Source organism: Pengzhenrongella sicca (genome assembly GCF_017569225.1).
In the GTDB taxonomy this organism is placed as follows: domain Bacteria; phylum Actinomycetota; class Actinomycetes; order Actinomycetales; family Cellulomonadaceae; genus Pengzhenrongella; species Pengzhenrongella sicca.
The window spans coordinates 2,836,818-2,860,084 of the sequence record NZ_CP071868.1; the positions used below are offsets into that span (position 1 = coordinate 2,836,818).

The 23,267-nt window shown below is 73.9% G+C and carries 19 protein-coding genes; 9 read left to right on the forward strand and 10 right to left on the reverse strand.

Annotated features, from left to right (window positions below):
• Positions 1 to 52: 52 nt before the first annotated feature.
• From J4E96_RS13040 to J4E96_RS13060, 5 genes are all read right to left on the reverse strand, one after another.
• Positions 53 to 934, reverse strand: a complete 882-nt coding sequence (locus J4E96_RS13040) for an ABC transporter permease subunit (RefSeq protein ID WP_227422531.1) — start codon at positions 932 to 934, stop codon at positions 53 to 55.
• The gene (locus tag J4E96_RS13045) at positions 931 to 1,869 is read right to left on the reverse strand and encodes an ABC transporter ATP-binding protein (RefSeq protein WP_227422532.1); all 939 of its coding nucleotides are present in this window, start codon (positions 1,867 to 1,869) and stop codon (positions 931 to 933) included. Before J4E96_RS13045 ends, J4E96_RS13040 begins: the two co-directional genes overlap by 4 nt.
• Positions 1,870 to 2,003: 134 nt before the next feature.
• Positions 2,004 to 2,705 (reverse strand): response regulator transcription factor, encoded by a 702-nt coding sequence (locus J4E96_RS13050; RefSeq protein ID WP_227422533.1) that lies wholly within the window; start codon positions 2,703 to 2,705, stop codon positions 2,004 to 2,006.
• Positions 2,702 to 3,949: a sensor histidine kinase gene (locus tag J4E96_RS13055; protein ID WP_227422534.1), complete on the reverse strand. Its 1,248-nt coding sequence runs from the start codon at positions 3,947 to 3,949 to the stop codon at positions 2,702 to 2,704. Before J4E96_RS13055 ends, J4E96_RS13050 begins: the two co-directional genes overlap by 4 nt.
• 13 nt (positions 3,950 to 3,962) lie before the next feature.
• Positions 3,963 to 4,658 (reverse strand): hypothetical protein, encoded by a 696-nt coding sequence (locus J4E96_RS13060; protein ID WP_227422535.1) that lies wholly within the window; start codon positions 4,656 to 4,658, stop codon positions 3,963 to 3,965.
• Positions 4,659 to 4,827: 169 nt separating this feature from the next.
• On the opposite strand from J4E96_RS13060, the gene J4E96_RS13065 reads away from it, so the two are divergent.
• Positions 4,828 to 6,384, forward strand: coding sequence for an esterase/lipase family protein (locus tag J4E96_RS13065; protein ID WP_227422536.1), 1,557 nt, complete (start codon positions 4,828 to 4,830; stop codon positions 6,382 to 6,384).
• 70 nt (positions 6,385 to 6,454) lie between these two features.
• Complete coding sequence (locus J4E96_RS13070) at positions 6,455 to 6,688, forward strand: hypothetical protein (protein WP_227422537.1); 234 nt, start codon at positions 6,455 to 6,457, stop codon at positions 6,686 to 6,688.
• Between the two features lie 190 nt (positions 6,689 to 6,878).
• Here J4E96_RS13070 and J4E96_RS13075 read toward each other — a convergent pair whose 3' ends face one another.
• Positions 6,879 to 7,694, reverse strand: a complete 816-nt coding sequence (locus J4E96_RS13075; protein WP_227422538.1) for a serine hydrolase domain-containing protein — start codon at positions 7,692 to 7,694, stop codon at positions 6,879 to 6,881.
• A gap of 116 nt (positions 7,695 to 7,810) precedes the next feature.
• On the opposite strand from J4E96_RS13075, the gene J4E96_RS13080 reads away from it, so the two are divergent.
• Positions 7,811 to 8,110 carry a hypothetical protein gene (locus J4E96_RS13080; protein WP_227422539.1) on the forward strand — a complete coding sequence of 100 codons (300 nt, stop codon included), beginning with the start codon at positions 7,811 to 7,813 and terminating at the stop codon, positions 8,108 to 8,110.
• Positions 8,111 to 8,214: 104 nt separating this feature from the next.
• Positions 8,215 to 10,293, forward strand: coding sequence for a thioredoxin domain-containing protein (locus J4E96_RS13085; RefSeq protein ID WP_227422540.1), 2,079 nt, complete (start codon positions 8,215 to 8,217; stop codon positions 10,291 to 10,293).
• 197 nt (positions 10,294 to 10,490) lie between these two features.
• Here the strand turns inward: J4E96_RS13085 and J4E96_RS13090 are convergent, their stop codons facing one another.
• Entirely contained in the window at positions 10,491 to 10,889 is a 399-nt protein-coding gene (locus J4E96_RS13090) for a Fur family transcriptional regulator (protein WP_227425755.1), read from the reverse strand.
• A gap of 159 nt (positions 10,890 to 11,048) precedes the next feature.
• Here J4E96_RS13090 and glgX point away from each other — a divergent pair, with 159 nt between their 5' ends.
• Genes glgX through treZ form a run of 3 tightly spaced genes read left to right on the forward strand, consistent with a single transcriptional unit; the run spans position 11,049 to position 17,639 of the window.
• A complete protein-coding gene (gene glgX / locus J4E96_RS13095) occupies positions 11,049 to 13,298 on the forward strand; it encodes a glycogen debranching protein GlgX (RefSeq protein WP_227422541.1) in 2,250 nt (749 codons plus the stop codon).
• Positions 13,295 to 15,826, forward strand: coding sequence for a malto-oligosyltrehalose synthase (gene treY, locus J4E96_RS13100; RefSeq protein ID WP_227422542.1), 2,532 nt, complete (start codon positions 13,295 to 13,297; stop codon positions 15,824 to 15,826). Before glgX ends, treY begins: the two co-directional genes overlap by 4 nt.
• A gap of 1 nt (position 15,827) precedes the next feature.
• Positions 15,828 to 17,639: a malto-oligosyltrehalose trehalohydrolase gene (treZ, locus tag J4E96_RS13105; protein WP_227422543.1), complete on the forward strand. Its 1,812-nt coding sequence runs from the start codon at positions 15,828 to 15,830 to the stop codon at positions 17,637 to 17,639.
• A 217-nt stretch (positions 17,640 to 17,856) separates the two neighbouring features.
• On the opposite strand, the gene zapE is transcribed toward treZ, so the two are convergent.
• Complete coding sequence (zapE, locus tag J4E96_RS13110; protein ID WP_406619862.1) at positions 17,857 to 18,978, reverse strand: cell division protein ZapE; 1,122 nt, start codon at positions 18,976 to 18,978, stop codon at positions 17,857 to 17,859.
• Between the two features lie 149 nt (positions 18,979 to 19,127).
• Here zapE and J4E96_RS13115 point away from each other — a divergent pair, with 149 nt between their 5' ends.
• Positions 19,128 to 19,973 carry a dihydrofolate reductase family protein gene (locus J4E96_RS13115; protein ID WP_227422544.1) on the forward strand — a complete coding sequence of 282 codons (846 nt, stop codon included), beginning with the start codon at positions 19,128 to 19,130 and terminating at the stop codon, positions 19,971 to 19,973.
• Between the two features lie 9 nt (positions 19,974 to 19,982).
• The gene (locus J4E96_RS13120; protein WP_227422545.1) at positions 19,983 to 20,492 is read left to right on the forward strand and encodes a hypothetical protein; all 510 of its coding nucleotides are present in this window, start codon (positions 19,983 to 19,985) and stop codon (positions 20,490 to 20,492) included.
• 51 nt (positions 20,493 to 20,543) lie between these two features.
• Here J4E96_RS13120 and J4E96_RS13125 read toward each other — a convergent pair whose 3' ends face one another.
• Positions 20,544 to 21,791 carry a carboxylate--amine ligase gene (locus tag J4E96_RS13125; RefSeq protein WP_406619863.1) on the reverse strand — a complete coding sequence of 416 codons (1,248 nt, stop codon included), beginning with the start codon at positions 21,789 to 21,791 and terminating at the stop codon, positions 20,544 to 20,546.
• Positions 21,788 to 23,224: an NADP-dependent phosphogluconate dehydrogenase gene (gndA, locus tag J4E96_RS13130; protein WP_227422546.1), complete on the reverse strand. Its 1,437-nt coding sequence runs from the start codon at positions 23,222 to 23,224 to the stop codon at positions 21,788 to 21,790. The genes J4E96_RS13125 and gndA overlap by 4 nt, the downstream gene beginning before the upstream one ends.
• Positions 23,225 to 23,267 lie beyond the last annotated feature (43 nt).

Below are 23,267 nucleotides of genomic sequence, written 5' to 3' on the forward strand. Positions count from 1 at the left end.
CCGGCGCTGCGGTTTCGGCGCGCGGCTACGCGTCGCCGGGTCGGCGCGGGTACTACGCGTCGCGGCGCTTGATCAGCACGGCGGCGGCTCCGAGCAGGACGACGATCCACGCGACGAGCACGGCCGCCCCGCCGCCCGTCGAGAGCAGCCCGTCGGTCGGCACGACCGACGTGAACGCCGCCCCCGCGTTCGAGGGCAGGTACGGCAGGATCGAGTCCTCCCAGCTGGACGGAAGGACGAGGCCAAGCAGGCTCGGCGCGAGCAGGAGCAGCACGAACAGCGCACCGATCGCGCCGGCCGCGTTGCGCAGCAGCGCCCCGAGCGCCACCCCGAGCAGCGCCACGGCGGCGAGGTAGGCGCCCGTGCCGAGCACGGCCTGCGCGACGCCGTCGTCGGAGAACGAGACGTTCGCGCCGTCGCCGAGGATGGCCTGCCCGAGGAAGAACGCGATGAGCACCGAGGGCACCGACACGACGAGGCTCACCAGGCCGATGACCGCGGCCTTGCCCCAGAGCACCGGCAGGCGGCGCGGGACGGCCGCGAGCGTAGCCCGGATCATCCCGCTCGAGTACTCCCCCGAGATCACCAGGATACCGAGGATGCCGAGGATGATCTGCGCGAGACTCGCGCCCGCGAGGCTCAGGCTCGTCGGGTCGCTGGCCATCTGTCCGCCACCACCGCCGCCGCCGGGAGGGCCGGCGACGTCACCCGAGGTGACGGCCGTCGCGAGCACCGCGAAGCCGACGATGACCACGACGGCGGCCAGGATCGTGATCCAGGACGACTTCAAGCTCGCGAACTTCGACCACTCCGAGCGCGCGACGCGCCACCCGGTCACCTTGAGCCGGGCGACGTCCGCGCGGGAGCGGAGACCGGTGACGGGCGGCGACGCGACGGTCGTTGGCGTGGTCTCGGTGGAAACGGTCGTGGTCATCGGGACACCTCTTCCAGGTGGCGGGTCGCGTCGGTCTGCCCGTACTCGACGCTGTCGTGGGTGAGCTTCATGAAGGCCTCCTCGAGGGAGACCTCGGTGGGGATGAGCGCGTGCACCGGCAGGCCGGCCGCGAGCGCCCGGTCCCCGATCTCGGCGGCGGCGAGGCCCGTGACCCGCAGGTCGCCGGGCTCCGCGCCGGTCTCGACGGTCACGCCGTCGTCGAGCAGGAGTCGGGCGAGGTCGCCGGCCCGCGGGCTGCGCACCTGCACGACGACGCCCGACGCGACGCGCCGCATCTCGGCGACCGACGTGTCCGCGATGAGTTGCCCGCGGCCGACCACGACGAGGTGCTCGGCCACGAGCGCGATCTCGGAGATCAGGTGCGAGGAGATGAACACCGTCCGGCCCTCGTCCGCGAGCGACGTGAGCAGGTTGCGGATCCACACGATGCCCTCGGGGTCGAGCCCGTTCACGGGTTCGTCGAGGATGACGACCTCGGGGTCGCCCAGCAGCGCCGCGGCGATCCCGAGCCGCTGACCCATGCCGAGCGAGAACGCCCCCGCGCGCTTGCGTCCCACGGTCGAGAGCCCGACGAGATCGAGCACCTCGCTCACGCGCCGGCGCGGGATGCCCGTCGTAGTCGCGAGGGCGAGCAGGTGGTTGTACGCCGAGCGCCCCGGGTGGATCGCCCGCGCCTCGAGGAGCGCGCCGACCTCGTGCAGCGGCGCGACGTGGTCGGCGTACGGCTTCCCGTTGACCTGCACCGACCCGAGGGTCGGGCGGTCGAGCCCGACGATCATCCGCATGGTGGTCGACTTGCCGGCGCCGTTCGGCCCGAGGAAGCCGGTGACGACCCCCGGGTTCACGGTGAAGCTCAGGTCGTTCACGGCGGTTTTCGTGCCGTAGGTCTTCGTGACGTGCTCGACGACGATCATCGACATCCTCCGCTGGCTCGGGGTGATCTGCTCATGGGATCAACCCTGCCCGGGGCGGCGAGCGACGGCGTCCCCCCGCTGCGGTGTCTTCGGCGTCGCCGCGCCTACCGCCGCGGCGGTACCGCGCCCGTCGGCTACCGCCGGGGCAGCAGCCCGCTCTCGTACGCGATCACCACGAGCTGTGCGCGGTCGTGCGCGTCCAGCTTCATCATCGCGCGGTTGACGTGGGTCTTGACGGTGTGCGGCGAGATGAAGAGCCCGACGGCGATCTCGTCGTTCGACAGCCCCTCGCCGACCAGCATGAGCACCTCGCGCTCGCGCTCGGTCAGACCCTCGACTCCGGCACCAAGGGCGCCGGGCGAGCCGAGCTCGGCGGGGCCTGCGGTCGCGTCCGTCGGCACGGCGACTCGCTCGCCGAGGAACCGCTCGATCAGCGTGCGGGTCGCGAGCGGCGACAGCAGCGCGTCCCCGCGGGCGACCACGTGCACGGCGTCGATGATCGCCTCAGGCTCGGCGCCCTTGCCCAGGAAGCCGCTGGCGCCCGCGCGCAGCGCCGCCACGACGTGCTCGTCGGTCTCGAACGTGGTCAGCACGAGCACGTGCACGCCGCTGAGCAGCGGGTCCCGGCAGATCTCCGCGGTCGCCTCGATCCCGTCGAGGTCCGGCATCCGGATGTCCATGAGCACCACGTCAGGGGTGTGCGCACGCGCGAGCCGCACCGCGTCCCGACCCGAGACGGCCTCGCCGACGACGCTCAGGTCGTCCTCGAGGTCGAGGATCCCCCGCAGGCCGGCGCGGATCAGCGGCTGATCGTCGGCGATCAGGACCCGGATCATCGGCCGGCCTCGTCGGCACCGCGGGGCCGGTACGGCACGACGGCGACGAGCCGGAACGCGCCGCCGGGGTCCAGGCGCGCCGTGAGCGAGCCCCCGGCGCCCGCGACCCGCTCCCGCATGCCGACCAGGCCCTGGCCCACCCGGCGGGCGGGGCCTCCGGGCGGGCTCGCCGACCCGGCCGAACCGGCCGGCTCCGCCCGCGCGAGGTTGATCACCGCGATCGTGACGGCGTCGGCGCCGTAGGTGAGGCTGAGGTCGGCGTGGCCGCCGGCTCCGTGCTTCGAGGCGTTCGTCAGGGACTCCTGGATGATCCGGTAGACCGCCAGGTCGCACGCACGGTCCATCTCGCGCGGGCGCCCGGTCGCGGAGACGCCGACGACGAGCCCGGCGGCGCCGAACGTCGCGATGAGGTCGTCGAGCTGCGCGAGCCCGGGCAGCGGGTCGGTGCCGGGGCCAGCGACGTCGTCGGAGCGCAGGACCCGAAGCACCGTCCCGAGCTCGTCGAGCACCGTGCGGGCCGCGTCCTGGACGTGCCCGAGCGACGTGTCGACAACGACGGCGTCCCGTCCCTGCGCGCGTCGCGCGAGACCCGCGTGCACGTTGATGACCGCGATGTGGTGCGCGACGACGTCGTGCAGCTCGCGCGCGATACGCACGCGCTCCTCCGCGACGCGGGCCCGGGCCTCCTGCTCGCCGCTCTCCTCGGCCCGGCGGGCCCGCTCGCCGAGCGCGTTGACGTACGCGCGCTGCATGCGCACGCCGTCCCCGAAGGCGAGCGCGAGCGCGGTCCACACCGCGACGATCACGGTGCGCGGTTCCGTGATCGGCCCCGTCGTGTCCGCCCAGACGACGATGAGCAGCACGAGGGCCGTGATCACCCCGGCGGGCACGCAGATCCGGCGCGGGCGGCGCAGCGCGAGGTTGAAGAGCGCGAGCTCGCACGCGACGGCCAGCACCGCGTTCACCGGTTCGAGCGCCTGCGCCACGACGAACCCCGCAAGCGACACCGCAAGCGCCGCCTCCGGCCACCGGTAGCCCAGGGACAGGGCGATCCCGACCACGACGGAGATTGCGATGGTCGCGACCCCGGGGCCCGTCGCGTCGCCCGCGAGCGGGCGGGCGAGCACGAGCGTCGGCACCAGGAGGCCCAGCACGATGCGCCCCGCGAGACGGACGCCGCGGGGTGGCCCGGGCGCGGTGGCCCACGGGTCGACGGCGTCGGCCACGTTCGGTCTGCCCAGCACCGGGCGCCCGGGCCTACGCCACGACCAGCTGCGTCGATTCGGGGTCGATGCCCAGCCACCAGGTGGAGTCCGCGGCCCAGGCCCGGCGCTCCACGAAGCCCAGCCACTGCGCCGCGGCGCGTTCGGGCACGGTGTCGGCGAGCACGACGATCGGACCGGGGGCCTCGGCGGCGTGCGCGCGCGCCCAGCGCAGCGCGGCGGACAGCAGAGCCGGGTCGCCTTCCTCGTTCAGGGCGGCCTTGGATATCTCGGCCAGTGCCCATCCCGGGGCGACGGCGCGCAGCTCGCCGAGCAGGTCGCCCACCATCGCGGCGGCCGGCCCGGCCGGCGGGCCCGCGAGCGCGTCCCGCTCCGGCACCGCCCCGGGGGCGCCGAGCAGCGAGAGCTGGGGCACCCCGTGCCGGTGCGCCGGCTGCTCGCGCGTCAGCTTGTGGGCCGGCACCGCGGCGACGGCGCGGGCGATGGTGCCGTCAGGCCCGTTCTGCACCCACAGCGAGCCGTGCTCGAACGCGAGGTGGGTCAGCACTAGGCGGGTGGCGCGCGCGAGCATCTCGGGCTCGATGTCCTGGGGCGCCGGACCCTCCTGGGTGATCCGGGCGATCGCGGGGATGTCCGCGAGGCCGGCCTGCCGGATGGAGGCGCGCTCGGACAGGACAGTGACGTCGTCGTCGGCGCCAGCGCCGGGACGAGCGAAGATCGAGGTGGACATGCCCCTACTCTCTCCCGCGCCTGGGTGAAAGTCATCGTCCACACGCGGTGGCGACCTACCGCGGGCACGGTATGCCCCACCCGGCCCGGAAGGCTCGACGACTGCGTATCTGGCCGCGGCCGCGGCGCACCTTCCGTGATCACCCAGCGTCGGGCGTCAGGAGCCAGCCATGAGCTACGAGGGCAACGGCCGGCTTCCGGTCATCTACGTGCGCGGCTTCGCCGGCAACGCGGGGGGCATCAACTCCGCCGTGGATGACCCGTTCTACGGGTTCAACGAGGGTTCGGTCCAGGTCCGCGTGGACGGCGCCAACCGGCCCGCCTTCCACCAGTTCGAGAGCCCGCTGCTGCGCCTGATGATCGACGAGGGCTACGAGCTCCTGGTGCACGGCGACCAGGCCGCCTACCTGCGCGCGCAGGAGACGGGTACGGTGCCCGCCGCGACGCTGTGGGTGCACCGGTTCTACGACGAGTTCGCGTCGATCCTGACGAAGGACCCGGGCACCTTCTCCATCGAGAGGGCCGCGACGAGCCTGCTCGACCTGGTCCAGCTCGTGCGGGCCAAGACGGGCGCGCCGCGTGTGTTCCTGGTCGCCCACTCGATGGGCGGGCTCATCGTCCGGTCCCTGCTGCAGCGCGTGCTCCCGGACGATCCGGAGCTCGGGGGACGGCTCGACGCGGGCACCGCGCTGGTCGACCGCGTGTTCACCTACGCCTCCCCGCACGGCGGCATCGAGTTCGTCGGCTTCGGCCTGCTCGAACGCATCCGGGACCTCACCGGCATCTTCGGGGCCGACATCTTTGGGCCCGACCGCATGCACGAGTACCTCACCCCGACGCGGGTCGAAGGCGCCCCGCCGCGCAAGGACTTCGTCGGGACCCAGCTGCCCGCGGGCGGCTTCCCGCTGGACCGGTTCTTCTGCCTCGTCGGCACGAACGCGCAGGACTACACCACGGCCCTGGGGCTGTCGACGCAGGCCGTCGGCACGCGCAGCGACGGCCTCGTTCGGGTCGAGAACGCCTACCTCGAGGGCGCGCCGCGCTCGCTCGTGCACCGCAGCCACAGCGGCCGGTACGGCATCGTGAACTCGGAGGAGGGCTACCAGAACCTGCGCCGCTTCCTGTTTGGCGACCTGGCGATCACCGCGAACCTCGTGAACCTCCGCCTGCCGGGCAACGACTCGGACGACACGGCGTGGCAGCTCGAGACCGCCCTGTCGATCCGCGGGCTGCCGGTGGTGCTGCACGAGCAGAGCGCGGCCCACCTGTGCCCGATCCAGATCGAACGCCGCGGCGCACAGGACGCGACGGACACGCCCGTGCCGCTGGTCACGACGTTCCTGTCCGCGTCCGCGACCCGCCCCACGTCCACGATGCGGCACGTGCTGCGACTGAAGCTCATCTCGCTGCGCGAGCGCGGCGGCCTGCTGTCGTTCCTCGATCACCTCGAGCAGACCGCCGACTGGCTGGACACGCTCGTCGTCGACATCGGCGCCGACGCCGACGGGCGGTTCGCCACCTGGGCGACCTGGAACTCGACGATCCCCGGCGCCATCCGCGACTGGGACCCGGTGGGCACCGAACCGCTGCACGACCAGGACGACCAGCCGGGCCGCTGGCGCGTGCTCGTGCCGGTCCCGCCGGGCGCGCGGGAGCTGCTCGGCGCCGACGCCGCCGTCGAGATCGTGGTGGCGGCCCGCCACACGCTCGACCTGTCGCCCCTGTAGCCGGCTGTCCCTACGCTGGGGCCACGCCGACGCGCACCCTCGCGCCCGGCCGGCACCCAGGAGCGGCCCGATGACCTACCCGGACGAGCAGTACCCCGCCCGCGAGCTGACCCCCGAGTACAGCGCTCCGGCGGGCGCGCTCGGCGTCGTGATATTCGTCATCTGCCTTGCGCTGTTCGTCGGCGGCTTCTATCTCATGGCGGTCTCGTTCGACTCCGACTCGGCCCTGCTGTTCGTCGGCGGGCTCGTCGCGTCGAGCCTCGCCTTCCTCATCCCGCTGGAGCTGCTGCCCCGGCTCGACTGACTGTCCGCTGGCGGGAGCCGCGCTGACCGGCGAGTGTGGGCGATCTGCTCTGCGGCCGGCCGGTGTGGGCGATCTGCTGGTCAACGCCCTCATGAGGGGACCGTTTGCCCACCCGCGCGCCGCACAGAGCCGAAGGCCCACACTCGAGCCGGTGCGGCTAGCTTTCGCGACGTGACCCACGCCGCGAAAGCTAGCCCCGGACCTCGGCCAGGACGGCGTCTGTGTACTCGGGCCAGGCGCGGGCGGCCCAGGAACCGAAGTCGCGGTCGGTGAGCACGACGCACGCGACGCCGGCGTCGGGGTCGACCCACAGGAACGTCCCGGACTGGCCGAAGTGCCCGAACGTTCGGGCCGACGACGTCGCGCCCGTCCAGTGCGGCCGTTTGTCGGCGCGGAGCTCGAGGCCGAGCCCCCAGTCGTTCGGGCTCTGCCGCCCGAACCCGGGCAGCACGCCGTCCAGGCCGGCGAACGCGACGCTCGTCGCGCTCGCGAGCGTGCTCGGGTCGAGCAGCACCGGCCGCTGCAGCTCCCCGGCGAACTTCGCCAGGTCGGCGACCGTCGAGGTCGCGCCCGCCGCCGGCGAGCCGTCGACGGCGGTCGCGGTCATCCCGAGCGGCGCGAGCACGCCCTCGCGCACGTACTCCGGGAACGGGATCCCGGACCGGGCCGCGACCGTCTCGCCGAGCACCTCGAAGCCGGCGTTGGAGTAGATCCGCCGCGCCCCCGGCGCCGCCCGCACGGTCCGCGCGGCGAAGTCGAGACCCGACGCGTGCGCGAGCAGGTGCCGCACGGTCGACCCCGGGGGTCCTGCGGCGTCGTCGAGCGCGAGAACACCCTCCTCGACCGCGACGAGCGTCGCGTAGGCGGTGAGCAGCTTGGTCACCGACGCGAGCGGATACGGCCGATCGAGGTCGCCGTGCGCGCCGAGGCGGTCCCCCGCCGCACCGATCACCGCCGTCGCGGCGTGGGGAACGGCCCATCCCTCGACCCCGCGCACGCTCAGCATGCCGGGAACCCTAACGCGGTCACCGTGGGCCTCATGTCGCGGCGCCGGGTGCCGATGTACACAGCGGGAGCGCCTCAGCGTCCCTGTCTCGATCCGAGCAGTTGGAGAAGCACGTCGTGAGCACGCAGGTCGTCGGTTTCGTCGCATCGTTGGTTTCACTCGTGCTGTGGTGGCCGCAGACCGCCACAGTCTGGAAGTTCCGCCACAGCCCCGGTGAGCTGGCCGGGATCTCGCGGGTCGGGCAGGTCTTGCTCATCGCGAGCGGCCTGATCTGGACGACGTACGCGATGCTGACCGATTCGATCTGGCTCGCAGTGTCCGTCTCGACGAACATCCCGCTCGGCCTGCTGACCCTCGCCATCCTGTCCCGCGCCCAGTGGATCGCCTGTCCGGCCGAGACCCCCGCGATGGTCTAGGCCCTGAGCCCCGCTCGGGCTGCACACCGCTGGCGGTTCTGCCAACCTTGACCCGCTGCAGAACGGCACGACCTGTCCAGAACCCGACGGAACGAGGGGTGGCCATGGCGAACCGGCTGGCCGCGTCCACGAGCCCGTACCTGCTCCAGCACGCGCACAACCCCGTCGACTGGCGCGAGTGGGGGCCCGCGGCGTTCGCCGAGGCGCGGCGCCGCGACGTCCCGCTGCTCATCAGCGTCGGCTACGCCGCCTGCCACTGGTGCCACGTCATGGCGCACGAGTCCTTCGAGGACGAGGCGACGGCGTCGGCGATGAACGCGCAGTTCGTGTGCGTCAAGGTCGACCGCGAGGAGCGCCCCGACGTCGACGCCGTGTACCTGGCCGCGACCCAGGAGATGACCGGCTCGGGCGGCTGGCCCATGACGGTGTTCGCGACCCCCGCCGGCGAGCCGTTCTACTGCGGCACCTACTTCCCTCCGCGCCCGGTCGGCGGCCAGCCCTCGTTCGGGCAGCTGCTCGCGGCCATCACGGCGGCCTGGCGCGACCAGCGCGGCGCCCTCGAGCAGGACGCGGGGCGGCTGCGCCGGGCACTGGCGGACAGGCCGGTGCCGGCCGGCCCCGACGAGTTCCCGGCCCCGGCGGAGCTGGACGATCTGCTGGCGGGCGCGTTCGGCGTCCTGGCCGGGCAGTTCGACCCCGCGAACGCCGGCTTCGGCCCGGCGCCGAAGTTCCCGCCGTCGATGGCGCTCGAGTGGCTCCTGCGCCGGCACGCGCGCACCGGGGACCCGGCCGCGCTCGCCCTCGCCGAGCGCACCCTCGAGGCGATGGCCCGCGGCGGTCTGTACGACCAGCTCGGCGGCGGCTTCGCGCGGTACAGCGTCGACGCGGGCTGGGTCGTGCCGCACTTCGAGAAGATGCTCTACGACAACGCCCTGCTGCTGCGCGTCTACGCGCACTGGTGGCGGGCCACGGGCTCGCCGCTGGCCGAGCGGGTCGTGACCGGAACCGTGCAGTGGCTGCTGCGCGAGCTGCGCACCCCCGAGGGCGGCCTCGCGTCGTCGCTCGACGCCGACAGCGACAGCCACGAGGGGACCTTCTACGTCTGGACCCCGGCCGAGCTCGCGGAGGTCCTGGGGGCCGACGACGGCGCGTGGGCCGCGCAGGTCTGGTCCGTCACCGCGGCGGGCACCTTCGAGCGGGGCTCCTCGGTGCTCCAGCTGCGCGCCGACCCCGACCCCGCGGACGCCGGCCGGCACGAGTCCGTCCGCGCCCGACTCGAGGCCGCGCGGGCCGCGCGCACGCGCCCGGCCCGCGACGACAAGGTCGTCGCGGCCTGGAACGGGCTCGCGATCGCGGCGCTCGCCGAGGCCGGCGCGCTGCTGGGCCGGCCGGACTGGGTCGACGCCGCGGTCGCCGCGGCCGAGCTCACCCAGCGGCTGCACGTGCGGGCCGACGGCGCCGGGGCGCGGCTGCGGCGCACGTCGCGCGCCGGCGTCGCGGGGGCGAGCCCCGGCACGCTCGAGGACTACGCGGACCTGGCGGAGGGGCTGCTCGCGCTCGCCGCCGTCACGGCCGACCACCGCTGGTTCACCCAGGCGGGCGCGCTGCTCGAGACGGTGCTCACCCACTTCGCCGGCGAGCCGGGCACCGGCGCGGTCTACGACACGGCGGACGACGAGACCGACCCCGTCCTGGCCCGGATCCGGCGCCCGCAGGACCCGGCCGACGGACCGACGCCGTCCGGCGCGGCCGCGGCCGCCGGCGCGCTCCTGACGTACGCCGCACTGACCGGGTCGACCCGGCACCGGGCGGCCGCCGAGCGCATCCTGAGCGACCTGCTCGCGATCGGTACCCGGTACCCGCGCGCGGCGGGCTGGGCCCTCGCGGTGGCGGAGGCCGTCGCCGACGGGCCGCGCGAGATCGCCGTGCTCGGGCCCGCAAGCGACGCGCGGACACGGGCCCTGGTCGAGGCCGCCCTGCGCGCGACGGCGCCGGGCGCGGTGCTCGCCGTCGGCGACCCGAATCGGACCGGCGACCCCGCGAGCGCGGTGCCGCTGCTGCGCGACCGGCCCCTGCTCGGCGGCCTGCCGACCGCCTACGTATGCCGCGGCTTCGTCTGCGACCTCCCCACGACGTCCCCGGCCGACCTGGCGACGACCCTCGGGACGCGCGCAACGAGCTGATCGCTGCGAGACGAGCCGATCGCTGCGAGCGGGCGCGCCGAGTGTGGGCGATCTGCTCTCCGGCCCGCGAGTGTGGAAGATCTGCTGGTCACGAGGCCTGCAGGGGACCGATTGCTCACACTCGCACCGCGGGGAGCCGAACGCCCACACTCGCGCCGGGGTGACCCGCCCCGACCGACCGGGCCGGGTCAGTCGGGCTACAGGCCAGCCGCGCGGCAGGTGGCGCAGGTGCCGAACAGCTCCATGGTGTGCTCGATCGCGGTAAAACCGTGCGCCGCGCCGACCTTGGTCGCCCACGCCTCGACGCTCGGGCCGTCGATCTCGACCGCCGTCCCGCACGAGCGGCAGACGAGGTGATGGTGGTGCGCCCGCTTGTCGCACCGGCGGTACAGCGACTCGCCGTCGCCCGAGCGGAGGACGTCGACGTCGCCGCTCTCGGTGAGCGACTGCATCGCGCGATAGACCGTCGCGAGACCGACCGTGGAGCCCTTCGCCGCGAGCAGCTCGTGCAGCTGCTGGGCGCTGCGGAACTCCTCGACGTCGTCGAGAAGCTCGATGATCGCGGCACGCTGGCGCGTGTTCCGCTGCTGCACCACCACGGCCCGACCTCCTCGCCTGACGCGGCCGCCGCACGTCGTCGGCCGTCGCCGGGACATGCTAGCTCGCGGCGCTACGGCGCACGTGACCCGCGTGGCGTGCGTCACGCAGCGTGGGCGCCGGACGCGCGATGCCCGACCGCCTGGCACCCTGTACCTATGCAGATCTGGCCAGGACACCCCAATCCCCTCGGTGCGACCTACGACGGGGCGGGCACCAACTTCGCCCTCTTCTCGGAAGCGGCGGACCGGGTCGAGCTCTGCCTGATCGACGAGGACGGCACCGAGACGCGCATCGAGCTGCGCGAGGTCGACGGCTTCGTCTGGCACTGCTACCTGCCCGGACTCCCGCCGGGGCAGCGCTACGGCTACCGCGTGCACGGGCCCTTCGACCCGGCGAACGGCAACCGCTGCAACCCGAACAAGCTGCTGCTCGACCCGTACGCCAAGGCCATCGACGGGATGATCGACGGCGACCAGTCGCTGTTCTCCTACGACTTCGACGACCCGGACAAGCGCAACGACGAGGACTCCGCCGCGCACACGATGAAGTCCGTGGTCATCAACCCGTACTTCGACTGGGGGCACGACCGACCGCCGGCGCACGAGTACCACGAGAGCATCATCTACGAGGCACACGTCAAGGGCCTGAGCCAGCAGCACCCGGACGTGCCCGCCACCATCCGCGGCACGTTCGCGGGCATGGCGCACCCCGCGATCATCGACCACCTCACGGCGCTCGGCGTCACGGCCGTCGAGCTCATGCCCGTGCACCAGTTCGTGAACGACCCGAACCTCGTCGAGAAGGGCCTGTCGAACTACTGGGGCTACAACACGATCGGGTTCTTCGCCCCGCACAACGCCTACTCGGCCTACGAGCACCCGGGCCAGCAGGTGCAGGAGTTCAAGTCGATGGTCAAGGCGCTGCACGCGGCCGACATCGAGGTCATCCTCGACGTCGTGTACAACCACACGGCCGAGGGCAACCACATGGGCCCGACGCTCTCGTTCCGCGGCATCGACAACGCCGCGTACTACCGGCTCGTGGACGCCGACAAGGCGCACTACTTCGACACCACCGGCACCGGGAACTCGCTGCTCATGCGGCACCCGCACGTGCTCCAGCTGATCATGGACTCGCTGCGCTACTGGGTCACCGAGATGCACGTGGACGGGTTCCGGTTCGACCTGGCATCCACGCTCGCGCGCCAGTTCCACGAGGTCGACCGGCTCTCGGCGTTCTTCGACATGGTCCAGCAGGACCCGATCATCAGCCAGGTAAAGCTCATCGCCGAGCCGTGGGACCTGGGCGACGGCGGCTACCAGGTCGGCGGCTTCCCGCCCCTGTGGAGCGAGTGGAACGGCGACTACCGCGACACGGTGCGCGACTTCTGGCGCGGCGAGCCGTCGACGCTCGCCGAGTTCGCGAGCCGCATCACCGGCTCGTCCGACCTGTACGAGCACACCGGACGCAAGCCGATCGCGTCGGTCAACTTCATCACCGCGCACGACGGCTTCACGCTCGCGGACCTCGTCTCCTACAACGAGAAGCACAACGACGCCAACGGCGAGGGCGGCAACGACGGCGAGAACCACAACCGGTCCTGGAACTCGGGCGCCGAGGGTCCGACGGACGACCCGGCGGTCCTCGCGCTGCGGGCCGGCCAGCAGCGCAACTTCCTCACCACGCTGCTGCTGTCGCAGGGGGTGCCGATGCTCGCGCACGGCGACGAGCTGGGCCGCACGCAGCTGGGCAACAACAACGTCTACGCGCAGGACAACGAGCTCGCCTGGATCGACTGGAGCCTCGACGAACCGCGCCAGGCGCTGCTCGAGTTCACCCGCACGCTCATCCACCTGCGCCGCGAGCACCCGGTGCTGCGCCGGCGCAGGTTCTTCGCGGGCGACACCGACGACGACGCCGCCACGCTCGGGGACATCATGTGGTTCAACCCGTCGGGCAACGTGATGAAGAAGGAGTCCTGGCAGGAGTACCACGCGAAGTCGGTCATGGTCTTCCTCAATGGCGAAGCCATCGGCGAGCCCGACCCGCGCGGCGAGCCGATCGTCGACGACAGCTTCCTCGTGATGTTCAACGCGAGCGAGCAGGACATCACGTTCACGATCCCGCCGGGCACCTTCGGGGTGGAGTGGACCAGCGTGCTCGACACCGACCACAACGTGACGGGCGACGCCCCGATCTCGGCCGCCGCGACCGTCGTGGTGACGGCGCGCAGCACCGTGGTGCTCACCCGGCCCGCCGGCGCGACGGCGATCGCCGCCGCCGCGGTGGAGGTCCACAAGGCCGACGAGGTGGACCTGATCAGCACGGTCAAGGTCTCGACCCGCAAGAAGCGCAGCCGCACGGCCTCGGCCACGGCTCCGACCACGGCGGCGGACCCCGCGTGAGCGACACGCACGAGGCGGCGGCGGTCGCATCCGACCGGCGTCGCCCCGCGCCGGGCCACGCCGTCCCGGTCTCTACCTACCGGCTTCAGCTCGGCGAGGACCTGACGCTGGACGACGCCGCCGCGCGGGTGCCGTACCTCGCGGACCTCGGGGTCACGCACCTGTACCTGTCCCCGATCCTGCGGGCCGCGCCGGGCTCGACCCACGGGTACGACGTCGTCGACCACACCGAGATCGCCCCGACGCTCGGCGGCCGGGCCGCGCTCGACCGGCTCGCCACGGCGGCGCACGCGCGCGGCCTGGGCATGATCCTCGACATCGTGCCCAACCACATGGCCGTCCCGACGCCCGTGTGGCACAACCGGGCGCTGTGGTCCGTGCTCGCGCACGGGGCCGAGTCCGAGTACGCGGCCTGGTTCGACGTCGACTGGTCGGCCGGCGAGGGCGCGCTGCTCATGCCCGTGCTGGGCGACCGGATCGGGGCGGTGCTCGCCGCGGGCGAGCTTGTCCTCGACCGCGCCGTCATCCCCGGGTTCGAGGACGAGGGCGAGGTCGACGTGCTGCGTTACCACGAGCACATGTTCCCCGTCCGGGCGGAGACCGCCGCGCTGCCGCTCGGCGAGCTCGTCGACCGCCAGCACTACCGGCTTGCCTTTTGGCGGGTCGCCGACGAGGAGCTCAACTACCGGCGCTTCTTCGACGTCGGCACGCTCGCGGCGATCCGCGTCGAGGACCCCGACGTCTTCGACGCGACCCACGCCCTGGTGCTCGAGCTGCTCGCGAACGGCACGTTCGACGGCCTGCGCATCGACCACCCCGACGGCCTCGCCGACCCCGCCGGCTATCTCGCGCGGCTGTCCGAGGCGACCGGCGGCGCGTGGGTCGCGGTCGAGAAGATCCTCGCGGGCGACGAGGAGCTTCCCGGCGACTGGGTCACGGTGGGCACGACGGGCTACGAGGGCCTGTGGCGCCTGCAGTCGACGTTCGTCGACCCGGGCGGCGCGACGACGCTCGGCGCCGTCATGCACCGCCTCACGGGCGACACCCCGGCGGACCTGCCCACGATCGTCATCAGCGCGAAGCGGGAGATCGTCGACGGCGCCCTGTACGCCGAGGTGCACCGCCTCACCGAGCTCGCGGCCAGCATCTGCCGCGAGGACCTGCGCCTGCGCGACCACACGTGGCGCGCGCTCCAGGACTGCCTCGTGGAGCTGCTCGTCGCGTTCGACCGGTACCGCGCCTACGTCGTGCCCGGCCAGCCCGTGCACCCGGTCAGCGCGGAGGCGCTGCTCGCCGCCGCGCAGATCGCCCGCGGCCGGCTCGGTGCGGAACGGTCCGCCACGATCGACGTCGTCGTCGACCTGCTGCTCGGCCGCGAGGCCGGCAGCGCCGGCCGCACCCGTGGCGCGCGCCGCGACGAGCTGATCGTCCGCTTCCAGCAGACCTGCGGCGCGGTCATGGCCAAGGGCGTCGAGGACACGGCGTTCTACCGCTGGACGCACGAGGTCGGCCTGTGCGAGGTCGGCGGCGAGCCCGGCCGGTTCTCGTTCCGGCCCGAGGAGCTGCACGCCTGGGCCGCCCAGGCGCAGCGCCAGACGCCCGTGCAGATGACCACGCTCTCGACGCACGACACCAAGCGCGGCGAGGACACCCGGGCCCGGCTCGGCGTGCTCACCGAGCTCTCGCTCGAGTGGGCGACGCTGATCGACGCGCTGCGCGCCGCGACGGCCGCCTACCGGACGGCGCTGCTCGACGGGCGCACCGAGAACCTGCTCTGGCAGACCCTCGCGGGCACCTGGTCCGAGGACGGCCCGATCGAGCCCGAGCGCCTGACCGAATACCTGATCAAGGCCACCCGCGAGGCCAAGACCTCGACCCGGTGGACGGCGCCGGACGAGGCGTACGAGACCGCGCTCACGGGGCTCGCGACGCGCGCCCTGGCGGACCCGAACGTCGTCGCGCTCTTCGCCGACTGGGTCACCCGCACGCGCGCCGGGGTGCAGGCGGCAACCCTGGGGACCAAGCTCGTGCAGCTCACCCTGCCGGGCGTCGCCGACGTCTACCAGGGCTCCGAGGTGCCTGCCCTGACGCTCGTGGACCCCGACAACCGGCGCCCGGTCGACCACGAGGACCTGGCTGCGCGCCTGGCCCGCCTCGACGACGGCGCCGCGCCCCGCGACCTCGCGGACGAGAAGCTGCTCATCACCTCCCGCGCGCTGCGCCTGCGCCGGGACCTGCCCGAGGCCTTCGTCGGGCTCGGGGCGGGCTACTCCCCGCTGCCGACCTCGACCGGGCACGCCCTGGCCTTCGCGCGCACCGTCGACGGCGCCCCGCAGGTCGTCACGGTCGCGACGCGGCTCGCGATCGGGCTCGACAAGCTGCGCGGCTGGTCCGGGCACACCATCGCCCTGCCCGAGGGCGACTGGCTGGACGTGCTCTCCGACCGCGTCGTGGTCGGCGGGGTGCAGCCCATCGGGCCGCTGCTCGAGAAGCTGCCCGTCGCGCTGCTCGTGCGGACGGGGGTCTGACGTGTCGGTTCCCACCAGCCCGAGCGTCTGGGCGCCCGCGGCAGGGTCGGTCGACCTGCTGCTGACCGGCCCCGGCACCGCCGTGCCGCTCGAGCCCGACGGCGCGGGCTGGTGGCGCCTGCCGACCGCCGCGGAGCCCGTCGCGGACGGCGCGGACTACGCGTTCGCCGTCGACGGCGGGCCGGCGCGCCCCGACCCGCGCTCCCCCTGGCAGCCGGCCGGCGTGCACGGCCCGAGCCGCGCCGTCGACCCCGGCCTGTTCGCCTGGACCGACGCGGCGTGGGCGGGCCGCGACGTGCGCGACGCGGTGGTCTACGAGCTCCACGTCGGGACGTTCACCGCCGCCGGCACGCTCGACGCCGCCATCGAGCGCCTCGACCACCTCACCGACCTCGGCGTCGAGATGGTCGAGCTCATGCCCCTCGCCGCGTTCGAGGGCACCCGCGGCTGGGGCTACGACGGGGTCTGCCTGTACGCGGTGCACGCCCCCTACGGCGGGCCTGCCGCGCTCGCCCGCTTCGTCGACGCCGCGCACTCCCGCGGCCTCGCGGTGTGCCTCGACGTCGTGTACAACCACCTCGGCCCGACCGGGAACTACCTCGAAGAGTTCGGCCCGTACTTCACCGACACCCACCACACGCCGTGGGGCCGCGCGGTGAACCTGGACGGCGCGGGCAGCGCCGAGGTACGCCGGTGGATCTGCGACAACGCGCTGCGCTGGCTCGCCGACTTCCACGTCGACGCGCTGCGGCTCGACGCCGTGCACGCGCTCGTCGACGACTCCCCGCGACACGTGCTCACGCAGCTCGCGGACGAGGTCGCGGCGCTGGCCGCCGAGGTCGGGCGGCCGCTGTCGCTCATCGCGGAGTCGGACCAGAACGACCCGCGCACGATCGCCCCGGCGGCCGAGGGTGGCGTCGGGATGACGGCGCAGTGGGCCGACGACGCGCACCACGCGATCCACGCGCTCGTCACGGGCGAGCGGCAGGGCTACTACTCCGACTTCGGGCCGCCGGCCGTGCTCGCGGCCGCGCTGACGCGCGTGTTCGTGCCCGACGGCGGCTGGTCCAGCTTTCGCGGCCAGCCCTGGGGCGCGCGGGTGCCCGCGGGCACCGACGGGCACCGGTTCGTCGTGTTCGGGTCCGACCATGACCAGGTCGGCAACCGCGCGCTCGGCGATCGGCCGTCGGCGCGGCTCGACCCCGGGGCGCTGGCGATCACCGCCGCACTGGTGCTGACCTCGCCGTACACCCCGATGCTCTTCATGGGCGAGGAGTGGGGCGCCCGCACGCCCTGGCTGTACTTCACCGACTTCGCCGACCCCGACCTGGCCGAGGCCGTCCGCACCGGGCGGCGCGCGGAGTTCGCGACGCACGGGTGGGCCGAGCTCTACCCGGACCAGGCCGTGGACGGCGAGCTCACGGTGCCGGACCCGCAGGACCCGGAGACCGTCTCGGCGAGCCGGCTCGACTGGGACGAGCCGTCCCGGCCGGAGCACGCGCGCCTGCTCGCGTGGTACCGCGAGCTCATCGCGCTGCGCCGCACGAGCGCCGACCTCGGCAGCGGCGACCGGGACGCCACGACCGTCCGCTGGGACGAGCTGGGCGACTGGGACCGGGCGCAGGACGCCTCCTGGCTGGTGGTCGAGCGCGGCGCGACGCGCGTCGTCGTGAACCTGGCCGCCGACGAGCGCCGGGTCCCCCTCGCGCTCACGGGCGACGCGCAGGTGCTCGCCGCGTGGGTGCCCGTCGTGCTCGACGGCGGCGACGCGGTGCTGCCCGGCCGCTCGGTCGCGGTCGTCGGACCAGCTTAGCCACGGCGCACGAGAGTGGGCGTTCTGCTGTCAGGCGCTCGGGTGTGGCCGATCTGCTGGTCCGCCGCCCGTTCGGGGGACGGATTGCCCACACCCGCGGCGCCGGGAGCCGGACGCCCACACTCGCGCCGACCCGAGCCCGCCCTAACGCTCTCGAGCCCGCCGATAAGCTCCCGAGCCCGCCCTCGCCGTCTGAACCCGCCCGCCCGGGGCCGGCCTAGCCCGACGCCGTGAGCTCGCCGCCGTCGTCGGCGAGCGCGCCGAGCCGGGACAGCGCGCGGAAGTACTTCTTGCGGTACCCTCCGCGCAGCATGGCCGGGCTGAACAGGCCGCGCGCACCCGAACCGCCGAGCAGCACCGGCACGTCACGGTCGTAAAGCCGGTCCACGAGCACCACGAGGCGCAGCGCCTCGCTCTCGTGCTCGACCGGCCCCACGGCGGTCAGGCCGACGGCGCTCACGCCGTCCAGCAGCGCGCCGTACCGGCTCGGGTGCACCTGTGCGAGGTGCCCGAGCAGGGTGCGGAAGTCGTCGAGCGTCGCGCCGGGGCGGGCCCGGACCGCCGCCCGGACGGCGGCATCGGGCAGCGGCGCGCCCTCGGTCACGGTGGCGCGGTGCCGGTAGTCCTCGCCGTCGACGCGCAGCACCTCGAACCGGGCCGCGAGCGCCTGGATCTCGCGCAGGAAGTCCTCGGCCGCGAAGCGGCCCTCCCCGAGCGACTCGGGCAGCGTGTTCGACGTCGCGGCGAGCGCGACGCCGCGGTCCGCGAGCTCGCGCAGCAGCCGGGACATCAGGACCGTGTCGCCGGGATCGTCGAGCTCGAACTCGTCGATGGCCACGAGCGCGTTGCCCGCGAGCGCCTCGACCGTCGGCGCGAAGCCGAGCGCGCCGACGAGGTTGGTGAACTCCACGAACGTCCCGTAGGCCGTCCGGTCGGTGCCGACGGCGTGAGCGAGCGACGCGAGCAGGTGGGTCTTCCCGACGCCGAAGCCGCCGTCCAGGTACACCGCGGGCGCGGGAGCGCGGCGCCGACCGGTCAGCCACGAGCCGCGCGCGGGCTCGCGGATCGCGGCGGCCACGGCGCGCAGCCGGGCGAGGGCGGATCCCTGGCTCGCGAACTGCGGGTCGGGCAGGTAGGTGTCGAACGACTCCGCCGCGAAGTGCCGCGGCGGGACGAGCTCGGCCAGCAGCCGTGCGACCGGCACCTCGGGCCGACGGCCCGCGAGGGAGACCGGGGTCGCGGCTCGGGTCGCGGCGGCGGTCGCGGCGGGGCGCGCGTCGCGGGCTGCGCCGGGGGTCGCGTCGGGGCTGACGGCCGGGGTCGCGTCGGGAACGGTCACGGTCGCCGAGCCTAAACCGCACAGGGCGGCGCCGCCTGCGCGGACCAGGCCGGCCCGCGCGGGGTACCGAGGCCCCCGCGTGGCCGCCATGCCCGCGCCGGGGCCCCATCGTGGCCGAAGGGTCGCGCCGAGGCCCTAGCGTGGCCGCCATGCCCGCCGCCTCGCCCGCACCCCCGCCGGTACCGCCATCCGCGCTCCCGCCCACCGCCGAGCGCCCGACCCTCGACGTGCTGCTCCCGCTCGCGCGCGCCGGCGAGCGGCTGCCCGCCGACCCCGGCGAGGCGGCCCTCACTGCGCTCTACGACCACCCGCTGCCCGCGCCGGCGCCGGGAGCACTGGCGGACAGCTGGGTCCGCGCGAACATGATCGCGAGCCTCGACGGCGCCGCGGCGGGCGCCGACCGCCGCTCTGGCTCCCTCAACGGCCCCGCCGACCTGCGGGTGTTCCGCGTGCTCCGGGCCGCCGCCGACGTGGTCCTAGTCGGCGCCGGCACCGCGCGCGCCGAGGGCTACGGGGCGCTGCGCGTCCCGGCCGAGCTCGCCGCGGCGCGCGCGGCGCGGGGGCAACGCCCCGACCTGCCGCTCGCGCTCGTGAGCCGCTCCGGCGAGATTCCCGCCGGGCTGCTCGACTCCGGCGACCCGCCCCTGGTCGTGACGGTCGCGGACCGCCCGGATCTCGCCGCCCTCCAGGCCCGGATCGGGGCCGATCGCGTGCTGGTCGCGGGCGACCGCGAGGTCGACCTGCCGGCCGCCCTGGCGGCCCTGAGGGACCGCGGACTCACCCGCGTGCTCACCGAGGGCGGGCCCCGGCTGCTGGGGAGCCTGCTGACGGCCGGCCTGGTCGACGAGCTCTGCCTGACCTGGAGCCCGCTGCTCGTCGGCGGCCCCGCGCCGCGCGCTGTCGACGGCGCCCCATGGCTGCGCCCGGCGGTCTCCGCGCGGCCCGCCCACCTGCTGCACTCCGACGCGGTGCTGCTGGGCCGGTGGCTCCTCTAGGCTCGTTGGGTGACCGACTCCTCGACCCAGCCCGCACCGCTCACCATCGTCGTCCTCACGGAGGACACCCTCGCCGACGCCGACGTCGTGAAGATCCTCGCGCTGCACGACGACCCGCGCCTGACCTACCGCGTCCTCGTGCCGGCGGACACCGAGCGGAACATGCTCGTGTCGTTCGTCGACCACCTCGGTCTGGGCAACCTGCGGGAGGCGCTCAGCGACGTGCTGCGGCGCGAGCCCGCCGCGACGGAGGCCAAGTCCGAGGCCGCCGACCAGCTCGCCGAGAGCCTCGCCGCCTTCACGTCGGCCGGCGCGACGGCCGACGGCCGGATCGTGGAGGACGACCCGCTGCCCGCGCTCAAGGCCGCCGTCGCCGCCGGGTGGGTGCGCGAGATCGTCGTCGTGACCTACCCGCACGCCGTCGAGGACACCTTCCACCGCGACTGGGCCTCCCGCGCCCGCGACCTGCTCCAGGTCCCCGTGCTGCACCTGTACTCGGGCACGAGCGAGCTCGGCTGACCCGAGCTCGGCTACCCCTCCGACCGGCGGCCCCGCGGGCCGCCGGCCGGGTCAGAACCCGGTCGTCGTGGCCGTCGGGTAGTACCGGCGAAACTTGCGGATCTGGTTGAGCTTGGCCGCGAGCACGTAGGCCCGGCGCGCCAGCGAACCGTCCGTCGGGTAGTACCGCAGGGGGTGCGCGACGGCCCCGGCGCGGATCAGCGCGCGCACCTTCGCGTGCAGCGCGGGGTCGAGCACGTACCGCAGGAGCAGCCGCGGCGGCAGGATCGAGTACAGGATCTCCTTCTCGACCACGACCGGCTCGACGGCGAGGCCCTCGACCCGGTCCTGGACCAGGAAGCGCATGGGGTTCGCCCCGGCGGCCGTCAGGTAGTAGTTGTTGCGGCCGATCCGCGGGTTGACCTCGAAGAACCGGTAGCTCCCGTCGCGGGGGTCGACCTTGACGTCGAAGTTCGCGAAGCCCACGTATCCCGTCTCGCGCAGGAACCGTCGGGCCTGCTCGAGCATCGGCTCGATCCGCTGGGTGATCATCGCGGCCGGGTTGCCGAGCCCGGACGGCGTGTGCTCCTCGAGCAGCACGTGCGCCGAGCACAGGAGCGTGATCTCGCCCCGGCTGTCGACGTACGCGGTGATCGAGCGCATCTGCGTGTCGTCGCCGGGGACGAGGTCCTGCACCACGAACCGGCCCCGGAAGCCTGCCGCGGCGAGCGAGGCCCACAGCGCGTCGAGCTCCGCCTGGTCGGCGATCTCGAAGACCTTCTTCTTGCCGGCGAAGTGCACGTCCTGGTAGTCGGCGCTGCTGGCCGCCTTTGCGATCAGCGGGTACGCGAGGTCGACGTCCACGGGCGCCCAGCCAGCCTCCCCCGCGGCGGCGAAGTCCTGCACGATCGTGCGCGGCACGTCGATGTCGAGGCCCGCGCAGATCTCGGCGAACGTCGCCTTGTCGGCGATGCGGTCGAGCAGGTCCTCGGACAGGAACGGCACGACGTAGTGCGGCTCCAGGCGGGCGCGGTGGCGGACGACGACGCGCACCAGCCAGTCCGAGTTGGCGAGCAGGACGAGCGTGCGCCCGGGGTGCTCCCCCGCGAGCTGCACCAGCCGGTCGACCATGTCCACGGGCGACGCGTCCGGCCCCAGGAGCACGTTGTCGATGATGGCCGAGCGCGCCACCGGCCCGAGCGCCGCGCCGCTGACGACGATCGACCGCACGCCGTACTCCTCATGGAACGCACGCGCGAGCGCGTACACCCCGATGTCCGCGCCCAGGATGACGGGGAGCATCGGGGCCGGCGAGCTCACAGCGTCGTCTCGGTGCGGTCGCCGGTCCACTCGGTGTGGAAGGTGCCTGCGCGGTCGACCCGGCGGTAGGTGTGCGCCCCGAAGAAGTCACGCTGCGCCTGGATCAGCGCCGCGGGCAGCCGCTCGGCCCGCACGCCGTCGTAGTAGGCGAGCGAGGACGAGAACGCCGGCGTCGGCACACCACTGAGCGCGGCCGCGGCCACGACGCGACGCCACGACGCGACGCCGTTGCCGACGGCGCCGGTGAAGTACTCGTCGGCGAGCAGCAGGGGCAGGTGCGCGTCGCGCTCGTACGCCTCGGTGATCCGGTTGAGGAAGCGCGCCCGGATGATGCAGCCCCCGCGCCAGATCCGCGCCATCGCGCCGCGGTCCACGTCCCAGCCGAACTCGGCCGAGGCCGCCGCGATCTGGTCGAAGCCCTGCGAGTACGCGACCACCTTGGAGGCGTAGAGCGCGAGGCGGACGTCCTCGATGAACGCGGCCCGGTCGGGGATGTCCCAGGCGCTCACGTGCGCCGGCAGGACGCCGACGGCGGCGGCGCGCTGCGGCACCGAGCCGGACAGCGCCCGGGCGAACGTCGCCTCGGCGATCCCCGTGATCGGGACGCCCAGGTCGAGCGCGTTCTGCACGGTCCAGCGCCCGGTTCCCTTCTGCTCGGCCTGGTCGAGCACGACGTCGACGAACGCCTGCCCGGTCGCCGGGTCGGTGTGCGCGAGGACGTCCGCCGAGATCTCGATGAGGAACGACTCGAGGTCGCCGGTGTTCCACTGCGCGAAGATCTCGCCGATCTCGGCGGCGCTGGCGCCCAGGCCGAGCCGCAGCAGGTCGTAGGCCTCCGCGATGAGCTGCATGTCGGCGTACTCGATACCGTTGTGCACCATCTTCACGAAGTGCCCCGCGCCGTCGGGCCCGATGTAGGTGCAGCACGGGACGCCGTCGACCTTGGCCGAGATGTCCTCGAGGATCGGCCCGAGCACGCGGTAGGACTCCGGCGAGCCGCCGGGCATGATGCTCGGGCCGTTGAGCGCGCCTTCCTCGCCGCCCGAGACGCCCGAGCCGACGAAGTGCAGGCCGTGCGCCTTGAGCTCGCCCTCGCGCCGGATCGTGTCCGGGAAGTGGGCGTTGCCGGCGTCGATGACGATGTCGCCCGCCTCGAGCAGCGGGATCAGCTCGCTGATGACCGCGTCCGTCGGGCCGCCCGCCTTGACCATGATCACGATCTTGCGGGGCGTGGCGAGCGAGGCGACGAAGTCGGCCATCGACTCGGACGGGACGAACGTGCCGTCGTCGCCGTGGTCGGCCACGAGCGACTGCGTCTTCGCGAACGAGCGGTTGTGCACCGCGACGGTGTAGCCGTGCCGCGCGAAGTTCCGGGCCAGATTCCGGCCCATGACGGCCAGGCCGGTGACACCGATCGTCGCTGTTGCGGACATGCGCACTACTCCTTCGTCGCCGGGCTCTGAATGCGGCCAGCCT